Source organism: Rathayibacter sp. AY1A3, assembly GCF_002930975.1.
GTDB lineage: Bacteria > Actinomycetota > Actinomycetes > Actinomycetales > Microbacteriaceae > Rathayibacter.
This window is the reverse complement of record NZ_PSTO01000014.1, coordinates 1-26,942: the sequence shown is the minus strand read 5'-3', so window position 1 is coordinate 26,942 and position 26,942 is coordinate 1. Positions and strand designations below refer to the sequence as shown.

The window sequence follows — 26,942 nt, the reverse complement described above, 5'->3', positions numbered from 1 at the left end:
CTGTGTCGAGCCAGTTGACCGGAGCAGGAACAGAGCAGGGCGCGGAGGACTTCGGAGCCAACGAGTGGCTCGTGGAGGAGCTGTACGAGCAGTACAGCGCCGACCGCGCCTCGGTGGACGAGTCCTGGTGGCCCATCCTGGAGCGCTACGGCGCCCAGCTCGCGAACTCCGGCAAGGACGCTCCGGCTCCGGCTCCCGCCGCGGCCCCCGCGCCCGCCGCCTCGAAGCCCGCCGCTGCCGCCGAGCGCGTCTCGTCGAGCGGCGGAGGCGCCGTGACCCATCCCGCCGCGGCCTCCTCCTCCGAGTCGACCCCCGCCTCCCGCACCACGTCGAAGCAGCCGAAGGCGCAGCCGATCCCGGCCGACGCTCCGGTGAGCAAGCCCTCCGCCGAGGACTCGACGCCGGACGAGGACGTCGTCACCCCGCTCCGCGGCATGGCGAAGAGCCTCGCGACCAACATGGACGCCAGCCTCAGCATCCCCACCGCGACGAGCGTCCGCACGATCCCGGCGAAGCTGATGATCGACAACCGCATCGTCATCAACAACCACCTGCGCCGCACCCGCGGCGGCAAGGTCTCGTTCACGCACCTGATCGGCTGGGCGCTCATCCGCGCGCTCAAGGACTTCCCGAGCCAGAACGTGTTCTACGACGAGGTCGACGGCAAGCCCGCGGTCGTCGCCCCGGCGCACGTCAACCTCGGCATCGCGATCGACATGCCCAAGCCCGACGGCACGCGCGCCCTGCTCGTGCCGAGCATCAAGCGCGCCGACACGCTGAGCTTCACGGCCTACCTCTCGGCCTACGAGGACCTGGTCAAGCGCGCGCGCGGCAACAAGCTCGTCGCCGGCGACTTCGCGGGCACCACGCTCTCGCTGACGAACCCCGGCGGCATCGGCACGGTCCACTCCGTCCCCCGCCTGATGAAGGGCCAGGGCTGCATCATCGGAGCCGGCGCCCTCGAGTACCCGGCGGAGTTCCAGGGCGCGTCCGAGAAGACGCTGGTCGAGCTGGGCATCGGCAAGACCATCACCCTGACCTCGACTTACGACCACCGCGTCATCCAGGGCGCCGGCTCGGGCGAGTTCCTCAAGATCGTGCACGAGCTCCTGCTCGGCGGCCGCGGCTTCTACGAGGACATCTTCGCCGCGCTGCGCATCCCCTACGACCCGATCCACTGGTCCACGGACATCGCCGTCGACCTCGCCGAGCGCGTCTCCAAGACCGCCCGCGTGCAGGAGCTCATCAACTCGTTCCGCGTCCGCGGGCATCTGATGGCCGACGTCGACCCGCTGGAGTACGTGCAGCGCTCGCACCCCGACCTCGCCATCGAGAGCCACGGCCTCACCTTCTGGGACCTCGATCGCGAGTTCGTCACGGACGGCTTCGGCGGCAAGCGCCAGCTCAAGCTGCGCGACATCCTCGGGATCCTCCGCGACTCGTACTGCCGCACCGTCGGCGTCGAGTACATGCACATCCAGGACCCGGAGCAGCGCGCCTGGATGCAGCAGAAGCTCGAGCGCGGCTACGAGAAGCCGGGCCACGACGAGCAGCTGCGCATCCTGGGCAAGCTCAACGAGGCCGAGGCCTTCGAGACCTTCCTGCAGACCAAGTACGTGGGCCAGAAGCGCTTCTCGCTCGAGGGCGGGGAGTCGCTCATCGCGCTGCTCGACGCCGTCCTGCAGGGCGCGGCCGACGAGCACCTCGACGAGGTCGCGATCGGCATGGCCCACCGCGGCCGCCTGAACGTGCTGACCAACATCGCCGGGAAGACCTACGGCCAGATCTTCCGCGAGTTCGAGGGCACCCAGGACCCGCGCACGGTCCAGGGCTCCGGAGACGTGAAGTACCACCTCGGCACCGAGGGCACCTTCCGCGGCGCGGCGGGCGAGGAGATCCCGGTCTACCTGGCGGCGAACCCCTCGCACCTCGAGGCCGTGAACGGCGTGCTCGAGGGCATCGTCCGCGCCAAGCAGGACCGCAAGCCCATCGGCACCTTCACCACGCTGCCGATCCTCGTGCACGGCGACGCCGCGATGGCGGGCCAGGGCGTGGTGGTCGAGACCCTGCAGATGTCGCAGCTGCGCGCGTACCGCACCGGCGGCACGATCCACATCAACATCAACAACCAGGTCGGGTTCACGACTCCCCCTCACGAGGCCCGCACCTCGATCTACTCGACCGACGGCGCGAAGACGATCCAGGCGCCGATCTTCCACGTGAACGGCGACGACCCCGAGGCGGTCGTCCATGTCGGGCAGCTCGCGTTCGAGTACCGCCAGCGATTCCACCGCGACGTGGTCATCGACCTGATCTGCTATCGCCGGCGCGGGCACAACGAGGGCGACGACCCCTCGATGACCCAGCCGCTGATGTACAGCCTGATCGAGGCCAAGCGCTCGGTCCGCAAGCTGTACACCGAGGCGCTCGTCGGCCGCGGCGACATCACCGAGGAGGAGTACGACCGCGCCCACCAGGACTTCCAGGACCGCCTGGAGCGCGCGTTCGCCGAGACCCACGCCGCGCAGACCGGCGCGATCCCCGTGATCACCGCCGACGGCGACTCCGTGGCCGACCTCGAGCTGCCCGACGCGCAGCAGGGCGAAGACTACCCGGGCGAGCCCGAGGTGACCGGCGTGAAGACCGAGGTCGTCACCCGCATCGGCGACGCGTTCACGACGCCGCCCGAGGGCTTCACCGTGCACCCCAAGCTCCAGCAGCTGCTGGCGAAGCGCCAGGAGATGAGCCGCTCCGGCTCCATCGACTGGGCCTTCGGCGAGCTGCTCGCGCTCGGCTCGCTGCTGCTCGAGGACACCCCGGTGCGCCTCGTCGGCCAGGACACGCGCCGCGGGACCTTCGTCCAGCGCCACGCTGTCCTCCACGACCGCGAGAACGGCCAGGAGTGGCTGCCGCTGATGAACCTGTCCGAGCAGCAGGCCCGGCTCTGGATCTACGACTCGCTGCTCTCGGAGTACGCGGCGATGGCGTTCGAGTACGGCTACTCGGTGGAGCGGCCCGACTCGCTCGTGCTGTGGGAGGCGCAGTTCGGCGACTTCGCGAACGGCGCCCAGATCGTGATCGACGAGTTCATCTCCTCGGCCGAGCAGAAGTGGGGCCAGCGCTCGTCGCTCGTGCTCCTGCTCCCGCACGGCTACGAGGGCCAGGGCCCCGACCACTCGTCGGCCCGGATCGAGCGCTACCTGCAGATGTGCGCGGAGCGGAACATGACCGTCGCGCGCCCGTCGACGCCGGCGTCCTACTTCCACCTGCTGCGCCGCCAGGCCTACTCCCGGCCCCGCCGACCGCTGATCGTCTTCACCCCGAAGGCGATGCTGCGGCTGCGCGGAGCCTCGAGCCCGGTCGAGGACTTCACCTCGGGCCGCTTCCAGCCGGTGATCGACGACGCGCGGATCCAGGACGCCTCCGCCGTGAAGCGCGTCCTGCTCCACGCCGGCAAGGTCCACTACGACCTCAAGGCGGAGCTCGAGAAGAAGCCCGACGACGGCATCGCGCTGGTGCGGGTCGAGCAGTACTACCCGGCGCCGATCGAGGAGCTGCGCGGCATCGCCGAGCGGTACCCGGACGCGGAGCTCGTCTGGGTGCAGGACGAGCCCGAGAACCAGGGCGCCTGGCCGTTCATGGCCCTCGAGGTCGCTCCGAAGCTGGGCCGGTCCATGCGCGTGGTCTCGCGGCCGTCCGCGGCCTCCCCCGCGGCCGGCTCGGCCAAGCGGCACGCCTCCGAGCAGGCAAACCTGCTGTCGCGGGCGCTCACCCGCTGACCCGCGGTCCGCACGACGCGGTCGGGCCCGTCGGAACCTCGTGTTCCGGCGGGCCCGTCGCGTTGCGGGCGGACCGTGCCTGACCGCAGGCCCGCAGAGACCGGCAGAAGCGCTCGCGACGTGCGGGTGCCGCGGCGACCGGAGGCCGCCGGACACGACGGAGCCCCGGCCCCTCGAGGGCCCGCGGTGCGCGGGAGGTCTCGAACGGCCGGGGCTCCCCGGGTCGTGCTGCGCCTAGAGGCGGGCGGGCGCCTGGGAGTGCGCGGCGTGCTCGTCGCGGAGCATGCCGAGCACCTGGGCGCGGAGGTCCTCCGGCGCCGTCTCCTTGCACGCACGCTGCACGGCGACCGTCAGCACCACGCCGACCTTCGCCTCGTCGGCGCAGTCGACGCATCCCGCCATGTGCTCGCGGATGTCGGCGGCGTCCTCCTTGCACAGCTCGTTGTGGAGGTACTCCTCGAGCTCGGCCTTCGCCTTCGTGCAGCCGCTGTCGGTCATTTCGTGCTCCCGGAAGTGAATGCGGCGCGGAATCCGCGCTCGCGTGCGTAGTCGGTGAGTCGTTCGCGCAGCATGCGCCGGCCGCGGTGCAGCCGACTCATGACGGTCCCGACGGGGGTCTTCATGATGTCCGCGATCTCCTGGTAGGAGAAGCCTTCGACATCGGCGAAGTAGACGGCGAGCCGGAAGTCCTCCGGGATCGCCTGGAGCGCCTCCTTCACCGCGGTGTCGGGGAGGTGGTCGATCGCCTCCGCCTCGGCCGAGCGGCTGGAAGTGGCCGTGGTCGACTCGGCGCCGCCCAGCTGCCAGTCCTCGAGCTCGTCGATCGCGCTCTGGTAGGGCTCGCGCTGCTTCTTGCGGTACGAGTTGATGAACGTGTTCGTGAGGATGCGGTAGAGCCAGGCCTTCAGGTTGGTGCCCTGCTCGAACTGGCGGAACGCGCCGAACGCCTTCGCGAACGTCTCCTGCACGAGGTCCTGCGCGTCGGAGGGGTTCTTCGTCATCCGCAGACCGGCCGCGTAGAGCTGGTCGATGAAGGGCAGCGCCTGCTGCTCGAAGAGGGAGCGGAGATCGACGGGAGCCTCGACCGGGGCGTCGTCCAGCGACTCCTCGACGGTCTCCACGATCGTCTGCTCCGCGTCGGCGGGCTCGGGAGCCTCGTCGGCGGGGGTGGTGCGGGGTTCGTCGTCGCGAGTCATCACGAGCGATTCTAGAGCGGCGGCGCGGCGGACGACCGGGGTTGCGGCGCGAGGGCGCCTCCGGGCGACGGGCCTGCTGCTCCGGAGGACCGGGGGTGCTGCCGTCATGCTCCGCCTCCGTCACGCTCCTGACGACGCCCTGCGCGCCGACTATCCTGACAACCGATGGTCTTCTCGCGTTATTCCGCCCCCGAGTTCGATCCGTACGGCGACGCCCGTGCGCTCCCCGGCGACGACGCCTGGCCCGCACCCCTCGCGGCCGGCGCTCTCGACGCCGAGGTCGGCCTGCCCGGCTCCAAGTCGCTGACCAACCGGGAGCTGGTGCTCGCCGCTCTGGCCGACGGGCCCTCCACGCTGCGGGCGCCGCTGCACTCCCGCGACAGCGCCCTGATGATCGAGGCGCTGCGCTCGCTCGGCACCACGATCCGGGAGTCCGGCTCGACCGGCGGCTTCGGCGCCGACCTGATCGTGGAGCCCGCGGAGGAGCTGCTCGGCTCGACGACGATCGACTGCGGGCTCGCGGGCACCGTGATGCGCTTCGTCCCGCCGCTGGCCGGCCTCGCGCTCGGCCCCACCACCTTCGACGGCGACGCGTACGCGGCGAAGCGGCCGATGGGGGCGACGATCGTCTCCCTCCGCGCGCTCGGCGTCGACGTCGCCGACGACGGCCGCGGCGCGCTCCCCTTCACCGTCCACGGCTCCGGGGCCGTCCGGGGCGGCGACGTCGTCGTCGACGCCTCGCGGTCGAGCCAGTTCGTCTCGGCACTCCTGCTGGCCGGCGCCCGCTTCGAGGAGGGACTGCACCTGCGCCACGAGGGCAGCGCCGTCCCCTCCCGGCCCCACATCGACATGACCGTCGCCGCGCTGGCGGCACGGGGCGTCGAGGTCGGCACGCCCGCCGACGGCGAGTGGACCGTCGCGCCGCAGCCCATCGCCGGCGCCGACGTGCTGATCGAGCCCGACCTCTCGAACGCCGCGCCGTTCCTCGCTGCGGCCCTCGTCACGGGCGGCCGCGTCCGGCTGCGCCACTGGCCGACCGTCACCACGCAGGTCGGGGCGCACCTCGAGCGGATCCTGCCGCTGTTCGGCGCCCGGGTCGAGCGGGACGGCGAGGACCTCGTGGTCACCGGCGGCGACGAGATCCTGGGCGTGGACCTCGATCTGTCGGAGGGAGGCGAGCTCGCCCCCGCCCTCGCCGCCCTCGCCGCGCTGGCCTCCACTCCCAGCACCCTGACCGGGATCGGCCACATCCGCCACCACGAGACGGACCGCCTCGCCGCCCTCGCCGCCGAGATCACCGGCCTCGGCGGCCGGGTCACGGAGCTCGAGGACGGTCTGCGCATCGAGCCCGCCGAGCTCCACGGCGGCCGCTGGCGCACCTACTCCGACCACCGCATGGCCCACGCCGGCGCTCTGATCGGCCTCGTGGTCCCCGGCGTGGTGATCGAGGACGTCGCGACGACAGCGAAGACCCTCCCGCAGTTCCCGGAGCTGTGGACGACCCTCGCCGGATCGGTCTGACCCGTGTCGTGGTGGACGGACAGCGGCCTCGACGCCGACGGTGCTCTCGACGACTTCGACGGGTACGACGAGTCGGACGCGCGGGTGCGCCCGAACCCGAAGGGCACGAAGCCCCGGACCAAGAACCGGCCCGCCTACGAGGACGCCGAGATCGCGATGGTGCTCGGCGTCGACCGGGGTCGCTACACGGTGATGATCGGCGACGGGACGCCCGAGGAGCACGAGTTCACGGCGGCCCGGGCCCGCGAGCTGCGGCGCCAGGCGATCGTGGCCGGCGACCGCGTCGACGTGGTCGGGGACTCCAGCGGCGACGAGGGGACGCTCGCCCGCATCGTCCGCATCCGCGAGCGGTCGACCCTCCTCCGCCGCAGCGCCGACGACACCGACGCGATCGAGCGCGTGATCGTCGCCAACGCCGACCAGATGCTCTGCGTGGTGGCCGCCGCCGACCCCGAGCCCCGGACCCGGCTGGTCGACCGCTACCTCGTCGCCGCCTTCGACGCCGGGATCACTCCGATGCTCTGCATCACCAAGACCGACCTCGCGGACCCGGCCCCGTTCCTCCGCAACTTCGAGGGGCTGGACCTCCGCGTGTTCCTCTCGAGCCAGGACGAGCCGCCGGTCGACGAGATCGCCGACGCCCTCCTCGGCCACGAGACCGTGGTCGTCGGGCACTCCGGAGTCGGCAAGTCCACCCTCGTGAACAAGCTCGTCCCGGACGCGCACCGGGCCATCGGGCGCGTGAACACCGTGACGGGCCGCGGCCGGCACACCTCGTCCTCCACCGTCTCGCTCCGCGTGGAGCGCGGCGACCGGCACGGCTGGGTGATCGACACCCCCGGCGTCCGCTCGTTCGGACTCGGCCACGTGAACACCGACAACATCCTCGGCGCGTTCACGACCCTCGCCGTGATCGCCCGGGACTGCCCGCGCGGCTGCACGCACCTGCCCGACTCCCCCGACTGCGCCATCATCGAGGCGGTCGAGGGCGGACTGCTGGGCGCCAGCGGACCGGAGCGCCTCGACTCGCTCCAGCGCCTCCTGACCACCTTCGCCACGACCGACGGAAGCAGACGATGACCGACCTCTCCCCCCTCCCCGCCGAGGCGCGCCTCGCCGCCGGCGACTCCGCTCCGGAGTTCACGCTGCCGAACCAGGACGGCGAGCCCGTCTCGCTCGCGGACTACCGCGGACGGCGCGTCATCCTGTTCTTCTACCCCGAGGCCGACACCCCCGGCTGCACCACGGAGGCCTGCGACTTCCGCGACAACGCGGCGTCCCTCCGCGACTCCGGCTACGAGGTCCTCGGGATCTCGCGGGACGCTCCGGAGGCGCTGCGCCGCTGGGCCGATGCCCAGGGCATCGCGTACCCGCTGCTGAGCGACCCCGACATGACCGTGCACCGCGCGTACGCGGTGTGGGGCGAGAAGAGCCTCTACGGCAAGACCGTCGTCGGCGTGCTGCGCTCGACGTTCGTCGTCGGAGCCGAGGGAGCACTCGAGTTCGCGCAGTACGGCGTCCGGGCGACCGGGCACGTGCAGGCGCTCCGCAAGAAGCTGAAGCTCGTCTGACCCCGGGGCGCGCGGTGCGGGTCATCGCGCGCCACCGGCTCTCGGGGTTCCGCTCATCTGCGAGCATCTCTCATGTCGACGTGAGCGGCACCGCCCGGTGCCCCGTCGGGACGAGGGGTGGTCAGGGTGCGCTCGAATGCTCGCAGGACGACGGCCGGAGCGACGATCGCGGTCGTGGCCGCTGTACTGGCGGGCTGCACGCCACCGGAGCCGGCGCTCACCGCCGCCAGGGTGCTGCAGGCGGTGTCCGTCGCCGTCTCGTCCGACGGGGGTGTCCGTGCGATCGAGGGGACGGCCCTCGCCGTCGGCGACGACCCGTCCGACACCTCGGCGACCACCACCGTCTACGATCCCCCCGAGGTCGCCGCCGACCTGCCGGTCCGTGTCCGGCCCTCGTGGCGCACCGCCGACGCCTCGGGCACCGATCCGGCCGACCTCGCCGGGCGCTCGGGTCGGATCGAGATCTCGCTCGCGGTGGAGAACCTGACGGTCCGGCCCGAGGAGGTCGCGTTCGACGCGGCCGGTCGTGCAGCCCGCCGCAGTGCACTCGTCGGCGCTCCGCTGACGATCGCAGCCTCCGCGGTCCTGCCGGGCGTCCCGCCGAGTCGCGTCGTCACCGAGAGCGAGTCGGGTGCCGTCACCAACGGCGTGCTCAGCCGTGACGAGCACGGAGACGCCGTCGTGCAGTGGGCCGCTCTCCTCGCTCCCCCGGGCGGTGGCGCGACGGCGACGCTGACCCTCGTCGCCGACGTCGCCGACTTCGCCGTCCCCGCCTTCGACCTGGCGGTCCAGCCCGGCCTGAGCACCGACCCGACCACCGAGGGGGCGCTGGGCGCCGCGTTCGACTCCTCCGACGCCTCGCCGCTCGCCCTCGAGCGCCGCACGATCGAGGTCGTCACCGCGGTGGACGACCTGCTGACGCAGGCCGGCACCACCGTCGCCGAGGTGCGGGCCTCGCTCGACGCGACCTCCGAGACTCTCGGTGTCCGCACGGCCGAGGAGCTGCGGGCCGGCGCCGCCTCGACGGCGGCTTCGATGCAGAGCCTCTCCGGGCAGCTCGGCGCGCTCCGGGCGCAGCTGTCGTCGACGGTCTCGGGCACCGAGTCCGGCCTGCTGGCGCAGCTGTCCGAGGCGATCGACGCGGTGGACGCCCTGCTGGGCGACACATCGGCCGCGGTGCCGCCGCCGACGGTCTCGGGCAGCGGATGCGGACTCGCCGTCGACGGCGGCCGCACCGGCTCGATCCACTCGGAGCTGCGACGGCTCACGGCCGAGCTCGACGCGTACGGAGCGGCGGCCGAGTCCTGCCGCGACGAGGTCGTCGCGGCTCTCCGTGCTGCCGCGGGGCCGGCACAGCCCTCCGCCGAGACCTGCACGGCACCCTCGATGACATGCTCCCTCGCCGCCTCCGCAGCCGCCGTCGACACCGTGCTGCTCGGGATGCTCGATCGCGGGCAGGACCTCATCGACTCCCTGCAGCCGGAGCTGATGGACGGCGTGCAGGCCGGGTTCGCCGCCCTCTCGAGCAGGGTGGACGCCGCGTCGGCCTCGGTGGCCACCCTGGCCGACCCGGAGGGATCCGGCACCCGGGCGCTCGCCGCCCTGTCGGCGACGCTGGACGAGCTCGACGCGGACGCCGCGGGCCTGGAGACGACGGTCGCCTCGGTCGGCGCCGCCGCCACGACGGCCCTGGACGAGCTCGGCACGCCGACCAGCACGGGGTCGCTGTCGGCGCAGAACCAGGAGCTGGCCGATCGGCTCTGCGAGCTGTCGCCGGCGACACAGTCCCCTGCTGCCGCACCCACGCCGACCGCGCGACCGACGCGCGCACCCGTGGAGGTGACGCGGGGCTCCGTCGAGGAGCTCCGCGCCTACCTGACCGCGACGCCCTGCTCCGGCACGGGCCGCCTCGACGCTCCCGACGGCTATCCGGCCCCCCTGGCCGACCGGCTGAGCGACCAGGTCCACGCGTGGACCGCCGTCGCCTCCACCGTCGGCAGCACCGGCGCTAGCGCCGACCTCGCCGCCCTGCGCGCCGCGCTCGCCACGGTCCGCGGAGGCGTGGCCGAGGCCGGCGCGACGGCCGGCTCGGACGACGCGCGCCTCACCGGCCTGCTCGCCTCCCTCCGCACCGGCGTCGACGCGCTGACCGCTCAGCGCGACGCCCTCGGCACCCGCATCGACGCTCTCGGCGCCCAGCAGGACGCTCTCGCACCGGCGATCCAGGAGGCGTTCGCCGAGGCGGACACGGCCGCCGCCTCCGCGGTCACCGCACTCCTCGACGAGCAGGTGCGGCGGATCTCGACGCGCTCCGGCGCCGACGCCGACGCGGTCGTCGCGATGTTCGACCGGTCGGTCTCGAGCCTGCGCACGGCCTCCTCCGGCATCCGCTCCGACGGTGCAGCGACGGTGGACGCCGGGCACCGGGCTCTCCGCACCGCGGAGGCCCGGATCGGCGAGGCCGTCTCCGAGCGGACGCGCGCCTCCCTGGCCGGCATCGCGACGACGATCGACGCCTCGACCCGCGACACCGACGCGGCCGCCGCGCTCCTCGCAGCCGATCTGCACAAGGTGCTCCTGGACCTCGGCGACCGGACGGTCGGCGGCTCCGGCCTGCTCGGATCGATGACCACGAGTGCCGCGAAGGTCGGCACCGCCGACGTGCAGCTCGCCCTCGCCTCGCAGAGCGCACGGGGCTACGCCGCGGTGCGGTCCGAGGACGTCTCGGGCATCCTGCTGGCGCAGGCCCAGGAGCGGGCCTCCCTCCGGGCCGGGGATGCGCTTCCCGCGTTCCACCTCGACCTGCCCGAGGGCACGCGGACCCGGACGGTCTACTCCTTCCGGATCGGGGACGAGCGATGATCCGCCCGGGCAGGCGCGCGGCGCAGCACCCCCGCACCGCTCGACGGACCACGATGCTGGTCGGTGGCGCCGTCGCCCTCCTCGGCGTCAGCGGTGCCCTCGTCTCCCTCCTGCCCCCGCAGTCCGCCCCGATGACGGAGGTCGCCGCTCTCCCGGTCGGCTTCTCGTGCGCCCGGGTGCCCGAGCAGCTGACGCTCGGGGTGGTGGTCTCGCTCAGCTCGGCTCCGGGCGAGGGCGCGGAATGGAAGGACGCGGCGAACGGCGCCGTCGTCGCCGCGCACCGGTCAGCGATGGGCGGCTGCGAGATCGGTCTCGTCGCCGTCGACGACCACGGGACGCCCGAGGGTGCCCGCGCCGCCGTCGAGGAGCTGACGGGGCAGGGCGTGTCCGGCCTCGTCCTCGCGACCCACGGCACCCATACCGCTGCAGCCGTGGACGCCGCTCGGGCCGCGGGGACAGCGGCCGTCCTCCCCTACGGAGGCGGCCCCGACCTGCCCGGCGACGGCGTCTGGTCCCTCGGACCCGACACCGCCTCGGCCGACGCGGCACTCGTGGAGGAGGCCGGCGGAGGCGCCCGGGTACTCCTCGTCGACACCGGTGGAGGCACCCCGACCGGTCTCTCGCCCGCCGCGACGGTGACCGCCGATCCCGGCGCCACCGCGGACGTGATCGTCAGCGCCGCCCGCCCGCACCTCGAGGGCGAGCCGGCGGTCGAGCGCGTCGTCGTGTCCGGCCCCGCCGCGGCGCAGGCGACGGCGGTCGCCGCTCTGCAGGCGGCGGGGGCGTCCGTCCCGATCCTGCTCACGCCCGACGCGCTGAGCCCCGCCTTCGCTCCCGCCCTGGCCGCGGCCGGAGGCACCCTCTCGGGAGCTCTGACGACGATCGGCACGGATTCCGGCGACGCGGTCGCTCTCCGCGGCGACGAGCGCGGGCGCGCGGCCTCTGCGTTCCGGGGGGCTGTGCGGATGACCGCCGACGATGCCGCGCGGACGACCCTCCTCGGCGACCGCGCGTTCCGCGATCTCGCCGCGGTCGCGGACGCCCCCAGCCACGACGCCGTCGTGGCGCTGGTGCGAGCCGCGGCCGTCGCAGGCAGCAGGGAACCCGCGGCGGTCGCCGCCGCACTCCGGGGATCCACGATCGGACCGGCGGACGGGCTCGCCGGTCCGCCGCTCGACTTCGGCGCCGCGCACGCTCTGGACGTCCCGGCACTCCCCCTCCACTCCTCGCCGCAGCGTCTCGGCCTGCGGCCCGCCGACCCGCCGCTGCTCTGGTTCGCCGGACAGCCCCGACTGTGAGCCCCCGGTGCGACTCCTCCTCGATCTCGACGGCACCCGCTCCGACATCGACCTCGGCCGCCACCGCGACTCCGCGACACTCGGCGAGCTGATCGCCACCGCCACCGGGCACCGCCTCCCGCCCGGGACGGCCCTCGCCGTCGACACCGCCCTGCATCCTGTGGAGACCCGGCTGGCCGATCTGCTGCTGCTCGAGGGGACGCGGATCGCCCGCTCCCCCCTGCCCCGACCTGCCGCGGCCCGCGGGTGGACGGCCGTGCTGTCGGGCGGTCTCGGCGCGGGAGCCGTGGTCGAGATCCCGCGGGGCCGTGCGCTGATCGTGGGCCGCTCCCCGCACGCCGACGTCGTCCTCGACACGGCGAGCGCCTCCTGGGAGCACTTCTCGGTGACCCGCGAGGGCGACGGCCTGCGGGTGCGCGACGCCGACAGCACCAACGGCACTCTGGTCGACGGCGTCTCCGCGACCGGGGACGGGGTCCTCGTCTCCGACGCCGCGGTCGTGATCGCCGGTGGGGCGGCTCTCCGACTGCGCCCCGCGCCTCCCGAGCTCCTCGCGCCCGAGCCGGGGAGCACGGACAACGTCACCGCGACGGCGACCGTTCCCTTCAACCGGCCGCCGCGACCGGGACGTCCGGCGGCCGGCGAGGCGGTCGTCCCGCCGGCCCGCCTCGAGATCGCCTCCGCCACGACCTTCAGCGTGATCACCGTCGCCGCGCCGCTCGTCCTCGCCTTCGCGATGGTCCTCATCATGGGCGATGCGCGCTACGCCCTCTTCGCCGCGCTCAGCCCCGTGGCCGGGGTGGGCATGTGGTTCGAGCAGCGGCACCGGCACGCCCGAGCGACCCGGTCCGAGGAGCAGCGCTACGGCGAGGCGCTGCAGACGCTCCGCGACGACATCGCCCGTTCCGCGCGTGTCGAACGGGCCCGCCTCGAGGAGGACGCGCCCGACCCGGCGACGACGATCCGCCGGGCGGCGCTGCCCGCCACGTCGCTGTGGCAGCGGCGCGCGACCTCCGCCGATGTGCTCCGCCTGCACATCGGCGTCGGCGACGTCCCGTGGTCTCCCCCGCTCGATCAGCGCGGAGTGCCGCGGCTCGAGGAGGAGGTGCGCGCGATCCTGGCGGTGAGCGTCGTCCCGAGCGCGCCCGTGTCCATCGATCTCGCGGACTCGGGCGCCGTCGGGATCGTCGGCGACCGCGAGGGCGGCCTCGCTCTGGCGAGGAGCCTGCTCTGCCAGGCGGCGGTCCACTGCGGTCCGGCCGACCTGGCGATCGGGGTGTTCTGCGACCGGCGACGCGACTCCGACTGGAGCTGGGCCTCCTGGCTCCCCCACACGCGTCTGCCCGGGGGCGGACGCCGACTCTCCGACCGGCGCGACCGCAGCTCCGAGCTCCTCCGCGCCCTCCGCGAGGAGGACTCGCCGCGCGTGCTCCTGGTGCTCGACTCCGGCGTGCTGACCGAGGGACGCGCCGCTCCGGCGCGCGAGCTCGTCGGACTCGGCCGCGGCGAGCGCGAGGCGGCGATCCGGATCTCCGGCCTCGTGCTCGCGGCGTCGGAGGAGCAGCTCCCAGCCTCCTGCACGGTCGTCGTCCGGGTCGGAGCGGACGCCTCAGCGGTCCTCTCCCGGCCCGACGAGCGGATCACCGTCGAGGACGTGGTGCTCGCCGGTCTCGCCTCCTCCACGGCCGAGCGCTGTGCGCGCGACCTGGCGCGCTTCGAGGACCCGGAGCTCGTCACCGCGGGGGCGGCTCTCCCCGCGCTCGTGCGGCTGCCGCCGCTCCTGGGCGCCGATCGTCCGACCGCCGCGGACGTCCGGGGGTGGTGGTCGAGCGCCCGGGGCATGCGCGCGCCCGTCGGCTCGTCCGAGCACGGTCCGCTCGTGCTCGATCTCGTCGCCGACGGCCCGCACGGCCTGGTCGGCGGCACCACGGGCTCGGGCAAGAGCGAGTTCCTGCGCTCCTTCGTGGCCGGCCTCGCGGCCTGGAACGATCCGACGCGCCTCACCTTCGTGCTCATCGACTTCAAGGGAGGTGCAGCGTTCGCGTCCTGCGAGCGGCTCCCGCACACGATCGGCACCATCAGCAACCTCGACGCCCAGCTCGCCGACCGCGCGCTGCGCTCGCTCCAGGCCGAGATGCGGCGTCGTCAGCGGCTCTTCGCCGCCGCCGGCGAGGGTGTCGACGACCTCGACGCGTACTGGGCCACCTCGCCGCCGGAGCCGATGCCGCGGCTCCTGCTCGTCGTCGACGAGTTCGCCGTTCTCGCGAAGGAGCATCCCGACGTCCTGACGTCCCTCGTGAGCGTCGCCGCGGTCGGCAGGACGCTCGGCGTGCACATGATCCTCGCCACCCAGCGTCCGGCCGGAGTGGTGAACGACGACATCCTCGCCAACACCAACCTCCGCGTCGCCCTCCGAGTGCAGAGCCGGGACGACTCCGCCGACGTGATCGGAGTCGCGAGCGCGGCCGGGATCTCCCGCTCCCAGACCGGCCGAGCGTACGTGAAGCGGGGCCAGAACGACATCTCGCCCGTCCAGACGGCGCTGGTCACCGGTCGCGCGGAGGCGCCGGCCGTCGAGGCGATCGAGGTCCGCCCGGTCGGACCCACGGGCGTCCCCGTCGAGGGCCCCTCCCCGGTCGCCGCCGACGAGACGGCCCCGACCGATCTCGACCTCCTGATCGACGCGGTGGTCGAGGCGGACGCCGCTTCGGGCTTCGGCCCTCCCCGCCCGATCTGGCCGGAGCCGCTCGAGGACACCGTGGCCCTCAGCGGGTTCGGTGCGGAGGAGTCCGACCTCGGTCGCGTCGTCGGCGACGTCCTGCAGGTCGCACTCTCGGACGACCCCGACCGGCAGCGCCGGTCGCCGACCGGCTGGGACCTGAGCGAGGGGAACCTGCTCCTCATCGGCATCCCCGGCAGCGGCACCAGCACGGTGCTCGCGTCGATCGCACTGACGGCCGCCCGCCACTTCCCTCCGGACGAGCTCGACCTCTACGTCCTCGATGCCGGTTCCCGCGACTCCGCCCCGCTCGCGCGACTCCCGCACACCGTCTCCTACGTCGGCGCAGGTGGCGGATCCCACGAGAAGCAGACCCGGTTCCTCCGTCACCTGCGCGACGAGGTGCGCCGGCGCCGAGCATCGCCCGGGGGCCTCCGTCGTGCGCTGGTGCTCGTCGACGGTCTCGCGACTCTGAAGGACGAGTTCCAGGACTGGGAGGGCCTGGCTCTGATGGAGGCGTTCACCCGCGCCTACGCCGACGGACCGGAGCTCGGCCTGCACTTCGCGGTGACGAGCACCCGGGCGAGGGCGATCCCCTCGGTGATGGAGGAGGTCACGACGCAGAAGTGGCTGTTCCGCCTCGCCGACCCGCAGGACTACGCCGCCGCCGGGGTGAAGCCGGTGCAGGCGCCGGCAGCGGTGCCGGGGCGCTGCGTTCTCACCTCGTCGCTCCTGCAGACGCAGGTCGCGACTCCGAGGGCCGGTCTCGACGACGCGATCGCCGAGCTCGCGGCCGCCTGGCCGGATGCGCGCGGCAGGACGAGCACGGTCGGCACGCTTCCCGACAGGGTCGCCGTGAGCGCACTCGGGATCGAGGCCTGCTTCGATCGCGAGCCGTGGCTGCTCCCGATCGGCCTCGGCGAGTCGGACCTCGCCCCGCTGGCGTTCCAGGTCTTCGAGGGCGAGCACGTCGTCATCGCCGGACCCGCCCGATCGGGCAAGTCGACCGTGCTGCTCGCCCTGGCCGAGGCGGCGCGGGCCGCCGGCTCGGTCGCCGTCTGGGGAGTGTGCGATCGACGCTCCCCGCTGAGGGGCGCGGACCTCGACCGACTCGCCGTGGGCGCGGAGGAGCTCCGCACCCTCCTCGCGTCGCTGTCGACGGAGGAGGGCCCCGTGCTGCTCCTCCTCGATGACGCCGAGCGCTGGGACGACACCGACCAGGCGCTGATGAGGCTGGTCTCGTCGGGTCGCCCGGGACTCTGCGTCGTGCTGGCCGGCCGGTCGAGCGAGCTCCGCAGCCATTTCGGGAACTGGACGAAGAAGGCGGCGGCCTCCCGCTCCGTGCTGCTGCTCCAGCCCGACGTCGACAACGACGGCACTCTCCTCGGCGCGCAGATCCCGCGGCGCTTCCCCGTCCCGCCCACGATCGGCCGTGGCTTCGTCAGCCTCGACGGCGAGATCCACTTCGTGCAGTCGGTCTCGCCGACGCCGGCGGACGGCGGCTGATCAGCGCCCTCGGACGGGTGATCGCGCCTCCGCCACCGAGTCGATCGGCGCGTCCTCCTCGAGAGCGCTCCGATGACCCCGAGACGCACCGATGGAGGAGCGCGGAGGAAGGAGCGCGGAGACGACGAGCACGTCCCGCCCCCGCTCGCCGGAGCACGCAGGGGCGGGACGGCCGGTCAGCTCCCTCCGCCGGCGGCGAAGATGTTCTGCGAGATCGTCGCCAGCTGGCTGCGCAGCTCCTCGAGCTCCTGCTTGGCCTTCTCGAGGGCCGACTTCGTCTCCGGCCAGGTCGACGAGCGGAACTGCGAGGCCAGCGGACCGTCCCAGACGTTCGGGTCGGACAGTGTCCGCCCCTGTGCGTCGAGCCGGCTGATCTGATCGGCGAGGCCGCCGTTGACGATCGACTGGATCTGCTGGATCGCGGACTTCGCCTCGTCGGTCGAGAGAACACGTGACATGGATCACACCTTTCTACCCCTGCGGACGGGACCGTCCCGCCCGCTCCCCACTCCATCGTCGTTTCATGAGGATGTCTCGTCATGGTAGAAGGCAAGACAGCACAGACGGCTCGCGTGGCGTCGACGGCTCGACACTGGCGCGGGAGGTCGACTCACTCGCGAGTGGTGATCGCGAAGGGACTGCTCGAGAGGTCCGAGAACGCGCCCACTCGGGCGCGCAGCTCGCAGGACGGAGTCACCGTGAGGGCGGTCACCGTCAGCCCGTCGGACGACACGGCGACCGCGCCGCCGCAGCCGTCGCTGAACCGCACGCCCTCCACTCCGCCCGCGATCGCCTCGAGCATGCTGCTCGCCGGCGCGGACGACGGCGTCGCGAGCAGGGGGTTCACGGGGTCGGCCCCGCTCGGCCAGACCGGCACCAGCGTCACCGGCAGCGGGGTCCGGCCGACCGTCCGCGCGGGAGTCTCGATCCTCACATCCCGCAGCCGCTGCACGGGATACGCCGTCCCGGTGACCGCAGGGTCGGCCACGGCCTGTGCCGTCGCAGACGCTGCCGCCGCCAGCCACCCGTCCAGGGCGCTCTGCTCGGCCACCGCGATCGGCACGGTCGCCGTGACGTCGACGATCCCCTGCGCTGGGACGTGCAGGTCCGTCAGGCTCCAACCGCAGCCGACCCCGACTCCGGTGACGCTCGGCCGGTTGCGCACCGCAGTCACTCCGGACCAGCTGGCCGCGGGGCACGCCGCCGCGGCGTCCGGGCCCGGCAGCACCTCGAGGAAGGACCCCGAGAGGGGCGCGCTCTGGGCGGAGTAGGAGATCTCGACGACCACGGCCCGTCGCTCCGCGTCCCAGGTGGCCGATCGCGTCACTCCGAGGCCCGTCGGCAGCGGCCGGTCCTGCTGCCCAGCCGACATTTCGGCATCCGGTGCCGAGGCCGGTGCTCCGCCGCGCGGCTGGACGGCGAGGAGCACCGCCCCGATGAGCAGGACGCCGGCGCCGACGGCGGCGAGGATCATCCGCAGACGTCCGCCGCGCCTCCGCCGAGCAGGAGCCTCGAACGGCCGTTCCGCCAGGCGCAGCTCGCGGCGCGGCACCGGGCGGAGCACGGTCGCCTGCGACGAAGGGCCGAGCTCGGGCGCGGGCCCCTCCTCCACCGGCTCCGACGACATCTCCACCGCCATCCCGCGGAGGACCGTGCCCGGGCGCTCGGTCTCCTCGAACTCCGCCACGCCCGCCGCGAGCGGCAGCGCCGGCAGCCCGGCCAGTGCCGGGGAGAGGCGTCGCAGGATCCCCGCCGCCTCCGCAGCCGTCGGCCGCGACGCCGGATCCTTCGCGAGCATCCGGTCCAGGAGCGACGCGAGCCGCGGCGGCAGATCCAGCGGCGGCGGGAGCATCGCGACGTGCCGGTAGGCGACCGCGACGTCGGCGCCGGGACCGGCGAACGGGGTCCGGCCGCACAGCAGCTCGTAGAGCAGGATCCCCGTCGAGTAGACGTCGCTCGGCGGACCGGCTCGTCCGGTGGCGAGCATCTCGGGCGAGAGGTACTCCGGCGTCCCGATGACGCCCGTCGTCGCGCGCGGCCCCTCGGCGACCACGTGAGCGATGCCGAAGTCGGAGACGCGGACGGCGGAGCCCGCATCGTCCGCACCCTCCGCGAGCAGGACGTTGTCGGGCTTCACGTCCCGGTGGACCGTGCCGATCGCGTGCGCGGCGGCGAGAGCGTCGAGGATCGAGGCCGTCACGGGCAGTGCATCGACCGCCGGGAGGGTGCCCTCGTCCTGCAGCAGCTCCCGCAGCGATCCGCCGCCGACGAGCTCCATCACGATTCCGAGCGTCTCCCCCTCCACGACGAGGTCGAGCACCTCCACGACGTGCGGGTGCCGCAGACGGGTGAGCACGGACCTCTCACGGACGAACCGCTCGACCAGACCCGCGTCGTGCACGTGCTCACCGCGGAGGAGCTTCGCCGCGCGGTCCGGTCCCTGCGCGTCGGCGACGCGCCACACCTCGCCCGCGGCGCCCGCGCCGATCCGCTCGAGCAGGCGGTAGCGCGCCCCCAGCGGATCCCCGGCACTCCTCGCCACGCCGCCTCCCGATCCGAGCTTCCGTCATCTTCGAGAGGAAGAATAGCGGAGACCGCTCGGGCGGATCAGCGGTGGCGCATCGCTCGGATCAGAACCCCTCGTTGGCGCGCGGTGCGTAGTCGGCGCCCAGCGCCTCCAGCTCGTCGGCGGTCAGCTCCACGTCCAGCGACGCGACCGCGTCGTCGAGGTGGTGGAGCTTCGTGGCTCCGACGATCGGAGCAGTGACCGCCTCCTGCTGCCGGACCCAGGCGAGCGCCACCTGCGCACGTGGCACGCCGCGCTGCTCGGCGATGCGTGCGACGGTCGCGACGGTCCGCCGGTCGGCCTCCTCCTGCTGGCGGTAGAGGGTGCCGCCGAAGACGTCGGTCTCGGTGCGCGCCGTGGTCTCGTCCCAGTCGCGGGTGAGCCGGCCCCGGGCGAGCGGCGACCACGGGATCACGCCGACTCCCTGGTCGACGCAAAAGGGGTGCAGCTCGCGCTCGTCCTCGCGCTGGATCAGGTTGTACTGGTCCTGCATCGAGACGAACCGCGTCCAGCCGCCCAGATCCGCGGTGTACTGCGCCTTCGCGAACTGCCACGCCCACATGCTCGAGGCGCCGATGTAGCGCGCCCTGCCCGAGCGGACGACGTCGTGGAGGGTCTCCATCGTCTCCTCGATCGGCGTCTCGGGGTCCCAGCGGTGGATCTGGTAGAGGTCGACGTAGTCCGTGCCGAGACGCCGGAGGCTGTCGTCGATAGCGCTGAGGATGTGCCGCCGCGAGAGGCCGCCGCCGTTGGGGCCGGGGCGCATCCGCCCGTGGACCTTCGTAGCGATCACGACCTCCTCGCGGACCGCGAAGTCCGCGAGCGCACGGCCGACGAACTCCTCGCTCGTGCCGTCGGAGTAGACGTTCGCCGTGTCGAACGTGGTGATCCCCAGGTCCAGCGCCCGCCGGAGGAAGGTCCGCGACTCCTCCTCGCCCATGCTCCAGCCGTGGGCCCCGCGGTCGGGAGCGCCGAAGCTCATGCAGCCGAGGACGATCGAGGAGATCTGCAGGCCGCTGGAGCCGAGTCGGGTGGAGTCCATGCGCGTCGCTTCCGTGTCGAGGAGGGGGTCCCTCCAGCGTCGCACCCGCGAGCGGCGGCGCGCCAGCCGTCCGGCTACACGGCCGGATCGCGACGAGTGGCGGCGACCACGCTCGGGAGGAACAGCGCGACGACGGCCACCACGGCCGGCGCCAGCAGCGCCCAGCCGATGTCGGGCACGGCGTACTGGCCCTGGAAGGCGCCGAGCGCCACGGCCATCATCACCAGCTGGATCGTCAGCGCCGACGCGCGCATCCAGCCTCGCCGTCGCACGGCGCCGAGCGTCGTCGCGGCGGCCCAGCACACGGCGATCAGCGCGAGGACGACGATGGCGATCCCTCCGCCGACCGTGTCGGCCCGGGTCGTCAGCAGCTCGAGCACGAGCCACGCCGCGACCCCGGCGACGGCGAGCGTCTCGAGGGCCAGGACCGCGATCAGCACCACCAGACCGAGCGGCCGGGAGGCGGTCGGGCGGGGTCCGCGGGACCCGTTCGCGTCAGCGGTCACAGGCACATCCCATCCAGGACTCTTGATTCGGGCTCATCCCCGTGACAGGCTAGTCCAGTTCGTTTCACCGCTCACAGGGTCGTGGGTTTCCGCCGATGTGAACATCCGATCCCGCCGCGCCGTCAGGCACGGGGGCGAGCCGGATGACCAGCACTGGAGCCGGGTGGCCGACGCAGTGCTCGCGCATCGCGTCGAGTGCACCGGCAAGAACCGAGCGTTCTCCCGTCCACCACCCCGATCCACCCCGCGCTCCAGCACGGGGCCTCGTGGCGTGCGCCGGTGAGGGCGCGGAGGTCGAGTACTGGTCGGGATCGTCGGCGTGGATCGATCATCCCACCCGAACACTGCGTGGTTCCTCCACGCACGCCTTCACACAAGGAGCACCCGCATGGACTGGCGCGACAAGGCCGCTTGCCTCACCGCAGACCCCGAGCTTTTCTTCCCGGTCGGCAACACCGGCCCGGCCGTGGACCAGATCGAGAAGGCGAAGTCGGTGTGCGCACGCTGCACCGTCACCGAGGTCTGCCTCCAGTACGCCCTCGAGACCGGCCAGGACTCGGGCGTGTGGGGCGGCCTCAGCGAGGACGAGCGTCGCGCCCTGAAGCGCCGCGCCGCCCGCGCACGCCGCGCCTCCTAGGCGCACGAGCCGCTCGGCGGCACGAACGATCCCGACCCCCGTCGCCTCTCGGCAGCGGGGGTCGCGTCGTCTCCGGGCTCAGGAGCGGGCGCGCTCCAGCCACCGCAGCGGCACCTCGATGGTGACCTCGGTGCCGCGCCCGACCAGCGTGTGCCAGTCGATGGTGCCGCCGAGCTCGCCCTGGATGAGCGTGCGCACGATCTGCGTGCCCAGGCCCGATCCGACCTTGCCCTCCGGCAGCCCGACGCCCGTGTCGCGCACCTTCACCGTGAGCTCGTCGTCGCTGCGCGAGGCGACGATCTCCACGTCGCCCTCCCGTCCGGCCAGGCCGTGCTCGACGGCGTTGGTGACCAGCTCGGTCAGGGCGAGCGCGAGCGGAGTCGCGTACTCGCTGGGCAGGTTGCCGAAGCTCCCCGTCAGCTTCGGGTGCACTGTGGTGTTGTGGGTCGAGGCGACCTCGGCGATCAGCAGCAGCACCCGGTCGAAGACCGCGTCGAAGTCGACGTTCTGGTTCAGCCCCTCCGAGAGCGTGTCGTGCACGACCGCGATGGCGGCGACGCGGCGCATCGCCTGCGTGAGCGCCTCCCGGGCGAGGTCGGAGTGGGTGCGCCTGGCCTGGATCCGCAGCAGCGAGGCCACGGTCTGCAGGTTGTTCTTCACGCGGTGGTGGATCTCGCGGATCGTCGCGTCCTTGGTGATGAGCTCCCGCTCCTGGTGGCGCAGCTCCGTCACGTCGCGGCACAGGACGACGGCGCCGACCCGCTCGCCGCGGTCGCGGATCGGGATCGCGCGCAGCGACACCGTCACTCCGCGGGCCTCGATGTCGGTGCGCCACGGCGCCCGGCCGGTCACGACCAGCGGGAGCGACTCGTCGATGACGACCTTCCCCGCGATCAGCTTCGTGGTGACCTCGGCGAGCGACTCCCCCTCGAGCTCGTCGGCGAAGCCGATGCGGTTGAACGCCGAGAGGGCGTTGGGGCTCGCGAACGTGGTGACGCCGTCGACGTCCAGGCGGATCAGGCCGTCGGACGCGCGCGGCGCCCCGCGGCGAGGACCGGTCGGCGCGCCCAGATCGGGGAAGTCGCCCGAGGCGATCATCGAGAAGAGGTCGTTCGCGCAGTCGTTGAACGTCAGCTCCTGCCGGCTCGGCGTGCGCGTCTCGCTGAGGTTGGTGTGGCGCGTGACGACCGCGATGGGGCGGTCCGTCGTCCCGCCGTCGGAGGCCCCCAGGCGGCGCAGGACGGGCACCGCTCGCACGCGGGTGGGCGTCTCCTCGAACCAGTCCGGGGCGGAGGTGTCGACGATCCGCGCGGTCTCGAAGGCCTCGACGACCTGGGCGCGCCACTCCGACTTGATCCTCTGCCCGACGAAGTCGCGGTAGAAGAGCGTCGCCGCGCTGCTGGGGCGCGCGTGGGCGACGGCGACGAAGCTGTCGTCGGCCGTGGGCACCCAGAGCACGATGTCGGCGAAGGCCAGGTCGGCGAGCAGCTGCAGGTCGCCGACGAGCAGGTGCAGCCATTCGACGTCCGCTTCGTCGGATCGGCCGTGGGAGAGGACGAGGTCACTGAGGGTCGACACCCGACAAGCCTAGGGCGCGGCCGGGCGGCGCACGCCGGGCTCGCTGTCCACAGCTCGGGACGGCCGACGATTATCCACAGTCTGCGCCTCTGCCTTCCATGAGCATCCCTCGACTGCTTCGATGAGGTCGTCCTCGCGTGCCGACCCAGCGCGCCCCGCCCGTCGAGCAGAGAGGTGACCCGGACCCGTGAACAGCTCGTCCTGCCCCAGGAGATCGCCGCATGAGCCTTCCCCTCCACGCCTTCGACTACCGCACCCTCCCCCTCGACCCCGAGGCGGCCGTGGAGCGGCTCACCCTCGCGGAGTTCTTCGCCCCGCAGCCTGCGACCCGCGCGGAGCTGCCCGACCCGGAGCCCCTGCTCGCCCGGCTCACGCACCTCGTGATCGAGATCCTCGAGGGCTCGCGCGAGATCGACCAGATCGCGCGGTGGCTGAGCGACGAGGTCTACCACCACCTGCAGAAGCGGGTCGTGCTCGCGGCCCGCGCCCGCAGCCTGCGGAAGCGGACGGCGCAGCGCGTCCCGTTCACGGTCGGACGGGTGATCGTCACGGAGCCGCGGGACGGCGTCGTCGAGGGAGTCGTCCTGGTGCATCACCGCGCACGGAGCCGGGCCGTCGCGATCCGGCTCGAAGGCACGGATGCGCGCTGGCGTGCCACCGCGATCAACGTGCTGTGAGGAGCGGGTCAGCGCTCCCGGGCGGCCGCACCGGCCGGGAGCACGATCTCCACTCCCCTGTCGCGCAGGGCCTCCTCGAGCTCCGGGGGCGGCGGGGCGTCGGTGACGAGATAATCCGCGCGACCGAGCTCCGCGACCTGGGCGAAGAGCTTCCGGCCGAACTTGGTCTGATCGGCGAGGATCGCGACGCGCTCGCAGCGGGCGATCATCTCGCTCATCATCACCCCCTCCGCGAAGTTGCTGGTCGAGTAGCCGGTCTCGGCGGAGACGGCGCCGACGGAGATGAGGCCGATGTCGCAGTGCAGATCGACCGCGGAGCCGGACTCCGAGAAGGCGAAGGCCACGGGCCCCACGGTCGACTGACCGCCCAGCCGCACGGCACCGCCGAAGACGAAGAGGTCGCGGCAGACCTTCGAGCCGATCTCGGCGGGGATGCGCAGATTGTTGGTCGCGATCGTCAGCTCGCGGTGGTCGTTCAGGTGGCGGGCGACAGCCAACGAGGTCGTGCCGGCGTTGAGCATCACGACGGCGCCGTTCTCGATCAGTCCCGCACCGAGCGCGCCGATCCGCTCCTTCGCGCCGCGTTGCAGTCCGAGCCGCACGTCGAGGCGCTTCTCGGTGGCCGGCATCACGGAGAGGGAGACCGCGCCGCCGTGGGTGCGGACGAGGTAGCCGTCGGCGTCGAGCTGGTCGAGATCGCGCCGGACCGTGTCCGCCGAGACGGCGAAGCGGCGGGCGAGAGCGGCCACCGTCACCTCCCCCGCCTCGGCCACGTAAGCCGCCAGATCGGCCTTGCGCCCTGCGGGGAGGCGCAGCGGAGCGTCGTTCGCGGACGGGGTGCGCTCGGTGACGGACATGGGGGCTTTCTAACACCGAGCCGCACGAACCTGCAACTCGACCGCCGGAAACCGCAGCGGTTCCGCATCGCTAGCCGCCGAATGTCGCACATTGCAGCAGTTTCCTGCCGGATCTTGCAGTCGAGTGCACGTGGAGTTACATTCACAGAACACAAGCGCACAAAGGCGCATACAACAGCAGAACACTGCAGAGTCGCAGAGGAGTCTCATGAGCAAGGGTGCTCGGATCAGAAGAGCCGTCGTCATCACCGTGAGCGCGGCGTTCGCCGCGACGATGGTCACCGGCTGCAGCCAGGGCGGGGGATCCTCCGACGCCGGAGGAGACGTCACTCTCGAATTCGCGCAGTGGTGGGAGCCGGAGCTCCCGGACGGCGCGCTCCGCGGACTGATGGACGACTTCGAGAAGGCCAATCCCGGCATCACCGTCGACCTCCTGAGCGGGCCGTACGCGTCCACCAAGGAGCAGCTCTTCGCCGGAGCGGCCGCCGGGACGATGTCCGACGTGGTCGGGCTCGACGGCGCGTGGATCAGCGACTTCGCGAAGCAGGGCGCGCTGGCCGACCTGGGCCCGCTCCTCTCCGACGCGGGCTTCGACGAGAGCCAGCTGTCATCGAAGGTCGTCGTCGACGACAAGACCGCGATGGTGCCGGTCGTCAACTTCGTCTACCCGCTCTTCACAAACGACGCGCTCCTCGCGGAGGCCGGCGTCACCGCTCCGCCCTCGACCCGCAGCGAGTTCGAGTCCGCGGCGAAGGCGATCACCGCTCTCGGCGACAACACGAGCGGCTGGGTCCTCCCCCTCTCAAGCGACGCTCCGAACGGCATCCAGAACGACGTCATGTCATGGGTGTGGGCGTCCGGCGGCAGCATGCTGAAGGACGGCGCTCCCGACCTGACCAACGACGACGTCACCAGCGCGATCGACTACATCGCCCAGCTGAACGAGGACGGCGTCATCGCGCCCGGGGCAGCGACGATGAAGGAGCAGGACAAGGTCGAGGAGTTCACGAACGGCCGTGTCGGCATGATGATCGACTCGCTCTCGCACATCGAGTCGATCCGCGAGTCCAACCCCGATCTGACGTTCAGCATCTCGGCCATCCCGGCCGAGGACGGCTTCAGCGGCGAGCGCGGCATCCCCTACGCCTCCTGGGGTCTGGGCGTCTCCGCCGCGAGCGAGCACCCGGCCGAGGCCGCGAAGCTCGTCTCGTTCCTGATGAGCTCCGAGACCAACTCGACCCTCTCCACCCTCGCGAACGCGTTCCCCGGCAACACGACGTCGACGCCGGACTTCTCGCAGAGCGACGACCTCTACAAGCAGGCCTTCGACATCTACTCGGCGGGCTACCCGGCGAACGAGTTCGTCGGGCTCCCGGTCGCCGAGCAGCTGATGCGCGAGTTCGACGAGCAGCTGCAGGGCGCCCTCACCGGCGACCAGTCGGTCGACGACGCCCTGGAGAAGGCACAGGAAGCCTGGCTCGGGGAGTTCTGACCTCTGTGACCCCCTCCCTCCCCACCGCGCCGCGGGGCGTCTCCCCCGCGGCGCGGTCCCTCCCTCACCCCTCACCGACGGAAGGACGAGCGCCGTGGTCTCCCTCCTGAGCACGCTCCCCGCCCCGGACACCGAGGCGCCGCCGCCCAGCGCCGGCCGACCCCGCCGCCACCGCCGCGACCTGGCCCCGTACCTCTACCTCTCCCCCACGGCGATCGTGATGATCGTCCTGATGCTCGTCCCGGTCCTCATGGTGATCGGGTACTCCTTCTTCGACAACGTGATCACGAACCCGAAGCCCGTCTTCGTGGGACTCGCGAACTACGCGGAGGTCCTGGGAGACCCGGGATTCGTGAAGGCCACCGGCAACACGATCGTCTTCGTCGGCGCGAGCGTCGCCGCGCACCTGGTCCTCGGGCTCGGGTTCGCGATGCTGCTGAACTCTCCGCTGGTCCCGACCGTGGCGAAGTCGCTGTTCCGGGTCGTCTACGTCCTGCCGTGGCTGTTCACCGTCGCGATCATCGCGGTGCTGTGGCGGCTCCTGCTCAACCCGAACGGCGTGGTCAACTACGCGCTGATCTCCCTCGGCCTGACGGACAAGGGCGTCGAGTGGCTCGCCTCGCCGGCGACCGCGCTGCTCTCCGTGACCGTGATCAACATCTGGGCGGGCTACTCCTTCTACATGATCACGCTGCTCGCGGGTCTGCAGGGCATTCCGCACGACCTCTACGAGGCGGCGAAGGTGGACGGGGCGAGCGCCTGGCAGCGGTTCTGGAACGTCACGGTCCCGCAGCTCAAGCCGATCATCATCAGCATGTCGGTCCTGGACATCATCTGGACCTCGCAGCAGTTCGCGCTGATCTGGATGACGACCGGCGGCGGGCCGATCGACGCCACCGAGATGCTCAGCACCTACACCTACAAGCTCGCGTTCAGCCGATACGAGTTCTCGGTGGCCTCGGCGAGCGCCGTGCTCATCCTCCTCCTCACAATGGTCCTCGCCGTGTTCTACGTGCGGAACCAGAAAGCCAGGGACTGACGTGACCGCCACCGCCGCGACCTGGCCCCGTACCTCTACCTCTCCCCCACGGCGATCGTGATGATCGTCCTGATGCTCGTCCCGGTCCTCATGGTG

19 protein-coding genes are annotated in these 26,942 nt (G+C 72.6%); 11 read left to right on the top strand and 8 right to left on the bottom strand.

Annotated features, from left to right (window positions below; translation table 11 throughout):
- The first annotated feature begins 2 nt into the window (after nucleotides 1–2).
- Complete coding sequence (locus C5C10_RS08545) at nucleotides 3–3,779, top strand: multifunctional oxoglutarate decarboxylase/oxoglutarate dehydrogenase thiamine pyrophosphate-binding subunit/dihydrolipoyllysine-residue succinyltransferase subunit (protein WP_181073427.1); 3,777 nt, start codon at nucleotides 3–5, stop codon at nucleotides 3,777–3,779.
- 234 nt (nucleotides 3,780–4,013) lie between these two features.
- Here the strand turns inward: C5C10_RS08545 and C5C10_RS08540 are convergent, their stop codons facing one another.
- A complete protein-coding gene (locus C5C10_RS08540) occupies nucleotides 4,014–4,277 on the bottom strand; it encodes a zf-HC2 domain-containing protein (RefSeq protein WP_104224116.1) in 264 nt (87 codons plus the stop codon).
- Nucleotides 4,274–4,975, bottom strand: a complete 702-nt coding sequence (locus C5C10_RS08535) for a sigma-70 family RNA polymerase sigma factor (RefSeq protein ID WP_104224117.1) — start codon at nucleotides 4,973–4,975, stop codon at nucleotides 4,274–4,276. Before C5C10_RS08535 ends, C5C10_RS08540 begins: the two co-directional genes overlap by 4 nt.
- Before the next feature lie 165 nt (nucleotides 4,976–5,140).
- Here C5C10_RS08535 and aroA point away from each other — a divergent pair, with 165 nt between their 5' ends.
- The 6 genes from aroA (at nucleotide 5,141) to C5C10_RS08505 (ending at nucleotide 16,452) form a co-directional block, all read left to right on the top strand.
- Nucleotides 5,141–6,496: a 3-phosphoshikimate 1-carboxyvinyltransferase gene (aroA, locus tag C5C10_RS08530; RefSeq protein ID WP_104329023.1), complete on the top strand. Its 1,356-nt coding sequence runs from the start codon at nucleotides 5,141–5,143 to the stop codon at nucleotides 6,494–6,496.
- A 3-nt stretch (nucleotides 6,497–6,499) separates the two neighbouring features.
- Nucleotides 6,500–7,576 (top strand): ribosome small subunit-dependent GTPase A, encoded by a 1,077-nt coding sequence (gene rsgA, locus C5C10_RS08525; RefSeq protein ID WP_104224119.1) that lies wholly within the window; start codon nucleotides 6,500–6,502, stop codon nucleotides 7,574–7,576.
- Complete coding sequence (bcp, locus tag C5C10_RS08520) at nucleotides 7,573–8,067, top strand: thioredoxin-dependent thiol peroxidase (RefSeq protein ID WP_104232788.1); 495 nt, start codon at nucleotides 7,573–7,575, stop codon at nucleotides 8,065–8,067. Before rsgA ends, bcp begins: the two co-directional genes overlap by 4 nt.
- Before the next feature lie 174 nt (nucleotides 8,068–8,241).
- Nucleotides 8,242–10,929 carry a hypothetical protein gene (locus tag C5C10_RS08515; protein WP_146082128.1) on the top strand — a complete coding sequence of 896 codons (2,688 nt, stop codon included), beginning with the start codon at nucleotides 8,242–8,244 and terminating at the stop codon, nucleotides 10,927–10,929.
- A 53-nt stretch (nucleotides 10,930–10,982) separates the two neighbouring features.
- Nucleotides 10,983–12,227, top strand: a complete 1,245-nt coding sequence (locus C5C10_RS08510) for an ABC transporter substrate-binding protein (protein WP_181073426.1) — start codon at nucleotides 10,983–10,985, stop codon at nucleotides 12,225–12,227.
- 7 nt (nucleotides 12,228–12,234) lie between these two features.
- Nucleotides 12,235–16,452, top strand: coding sequence for an FtsK/SpoIIIE domain-containing protein (locus C5C10_RS08505; RefSeq protein WP_104329020.1), 4,218 nt, complete (start codon nucleotides 12,235–12,237; stop codon nucleotides 16,450–16,452).
- A 176-nt stretch (nucleotides 16,453–16,628) separates the two neighbouring features.
- Here the strand turns inward: C5C10_RS08505 and C5C10_RS08500 are convergent, their stop codons facing one another.
- From C5C10_RS08500 to C5C10_RS08485, 4 genes are all read right to left on the bottom strand, one after another.
- Entirely contained in the window at nucleotides 16,629–16,910 is a 282-nt protein-coding gene (locus C5C10_RS08500; protein WP_104224124.1) for a pyrophosphorylase, read from the bottom strand.
- A gap of 152 nt (nucleotides 16,911–17,062) precedes the next feature.
- Nucleotides 17,063–18,994: a serine/threonine-protein kinase gene (locus C5C10_RS08495; protein WP_104329019.1), complete on the bottom strand. Its 1,932-nt coding sequence runs from the start codon at nucleotides 18,992–18,994 to the stop codon at nucleotides 17,063–17,065.
- Nucleotides 18,995–19,082: 88 nt separating this feature from the next.
- Nucleotides 19,083–20,060, bottom strand: a complete 978-nt coding sequence (locus C5C10_RS08490) for an aldo/keto reductase (RefSeq protein WP_104329018.1) — start codon at nucleotides 20,058–20,060, stop codon at nucleotides 19,083–19,085.
- Between the two features lie 74 nt (nucleotides 20,061–20,134).
- Nucleotides 20,135–20,566 carry a hypothetical protein gene (locus tag C5C10_RS08485; RefSeq protein WP_104255262.1) on the bottom strand — a complete coding sequence of 144 codons (432 nt, stop codon included), beginning with the start codon at nucleotides 20,564–20,566 and terminating at the stop codon, nucleotides 20,135–20,137.
- 388 nt (nucleotides 20,567–20,954) lie between these two features.
- Here C5C10_RS08485 and C5C10_RS08480 point away from each other — a divergent pair, with 388 nt between their 5' ends.
- Nucleotides 20,955–21,203, top strand: coding sequence for a WhiB family transcriptional regulator (locus C5C10_RS08480; RefSeq protein WP_055788231.1), 249 nt, complete (start codon nucleotides 20,955–20,957; stop codon nucleotides 21,201–21,203).
- A gap of 78 nt (nucleotides 21,204–21,281) precedes the next feature.
- On the opposite strand, the gene C5C10_RS08475 is transcribed toward C5C10_RS08480, so the two are convergent.
- Complete coding sequence (locus tag C5C10_RS08475) at nucleotides 21,282–22,781, bottom strand: sensor histidine kinase (RefSeq protein WP_104224128.1); 1,500 nt, start codon at nucleotides 22,779–22,781, stop codon at nucleotides 21,282–21,284.
- Between the two features lie 221 nt (nucleotides 22,782–23,002).
- Here C5C10_RS08475 and C5C10_RS08470 point away from each other — a divergent pair, with 221 nt between their 5' ends.
- Nucleotides 23,003–23,458: an Rv3235 family protein gene (locus tag C5C10_RS08470; RefSeq protein WP_219812326.1), complete on the top strand. Its 456-nt coding sequence runs from the start codon at nucleotides 23,003–23,005 to the stop codon at nucleotides 23,456–23,458.
- Nucleotides 23,459–23,466: 8 nt separating this feature from the next.
- On the opposite strand, the gene C5C10_RS08465 is transcribed toward C5C10_RS08470, so the two are convergent.
- On the bottom strand, nucleotides 23,467–24,315 hold the full coding sequence (locus C5C10_RS08465; protein ID WP_104239351.1) for a DeoR/GlpR family DNA-binding transcription regulator: 849 nt from the start codon (nucleotides 24,313–24,315) through the stop codon (nucleotides 23,467–23,469).
- 208 nt (nucleotides 24,316–24,523) lie between these two features.
- On the opposite strand from C5C10_RS08465, the gene C5C10_RS08460 reads away from it, so the two are divergent.
- Nucleotides 24,524–25,807, top strand: coding sequence for a sugar ABC transporter substrate-binding protein (locus C5C10_RS08460; RefSeq protein WP_104239350.1), 1,284 nt, complete (start codon nucleotides 24,524–24,526; stop codon nucleotides 25,805–25,807).
- 94 nt (nucleotides 25,808–25,901) lie between these two features.
- Nucleotides 25,902–26,846: a carbohydrate ABC transporter permease gene (locus tag C5C10_RS08455; RefSeq protein WP_244229462.1), complete on the top strand. Its 945-nt coding sequence runs from the start codon at nucleotides 25,902–25,904 to the stop codon at nucleotides 26,844–26,846.
- Nucleotides 26,847–26,942 lie beyond the last annotated feature (96 nt).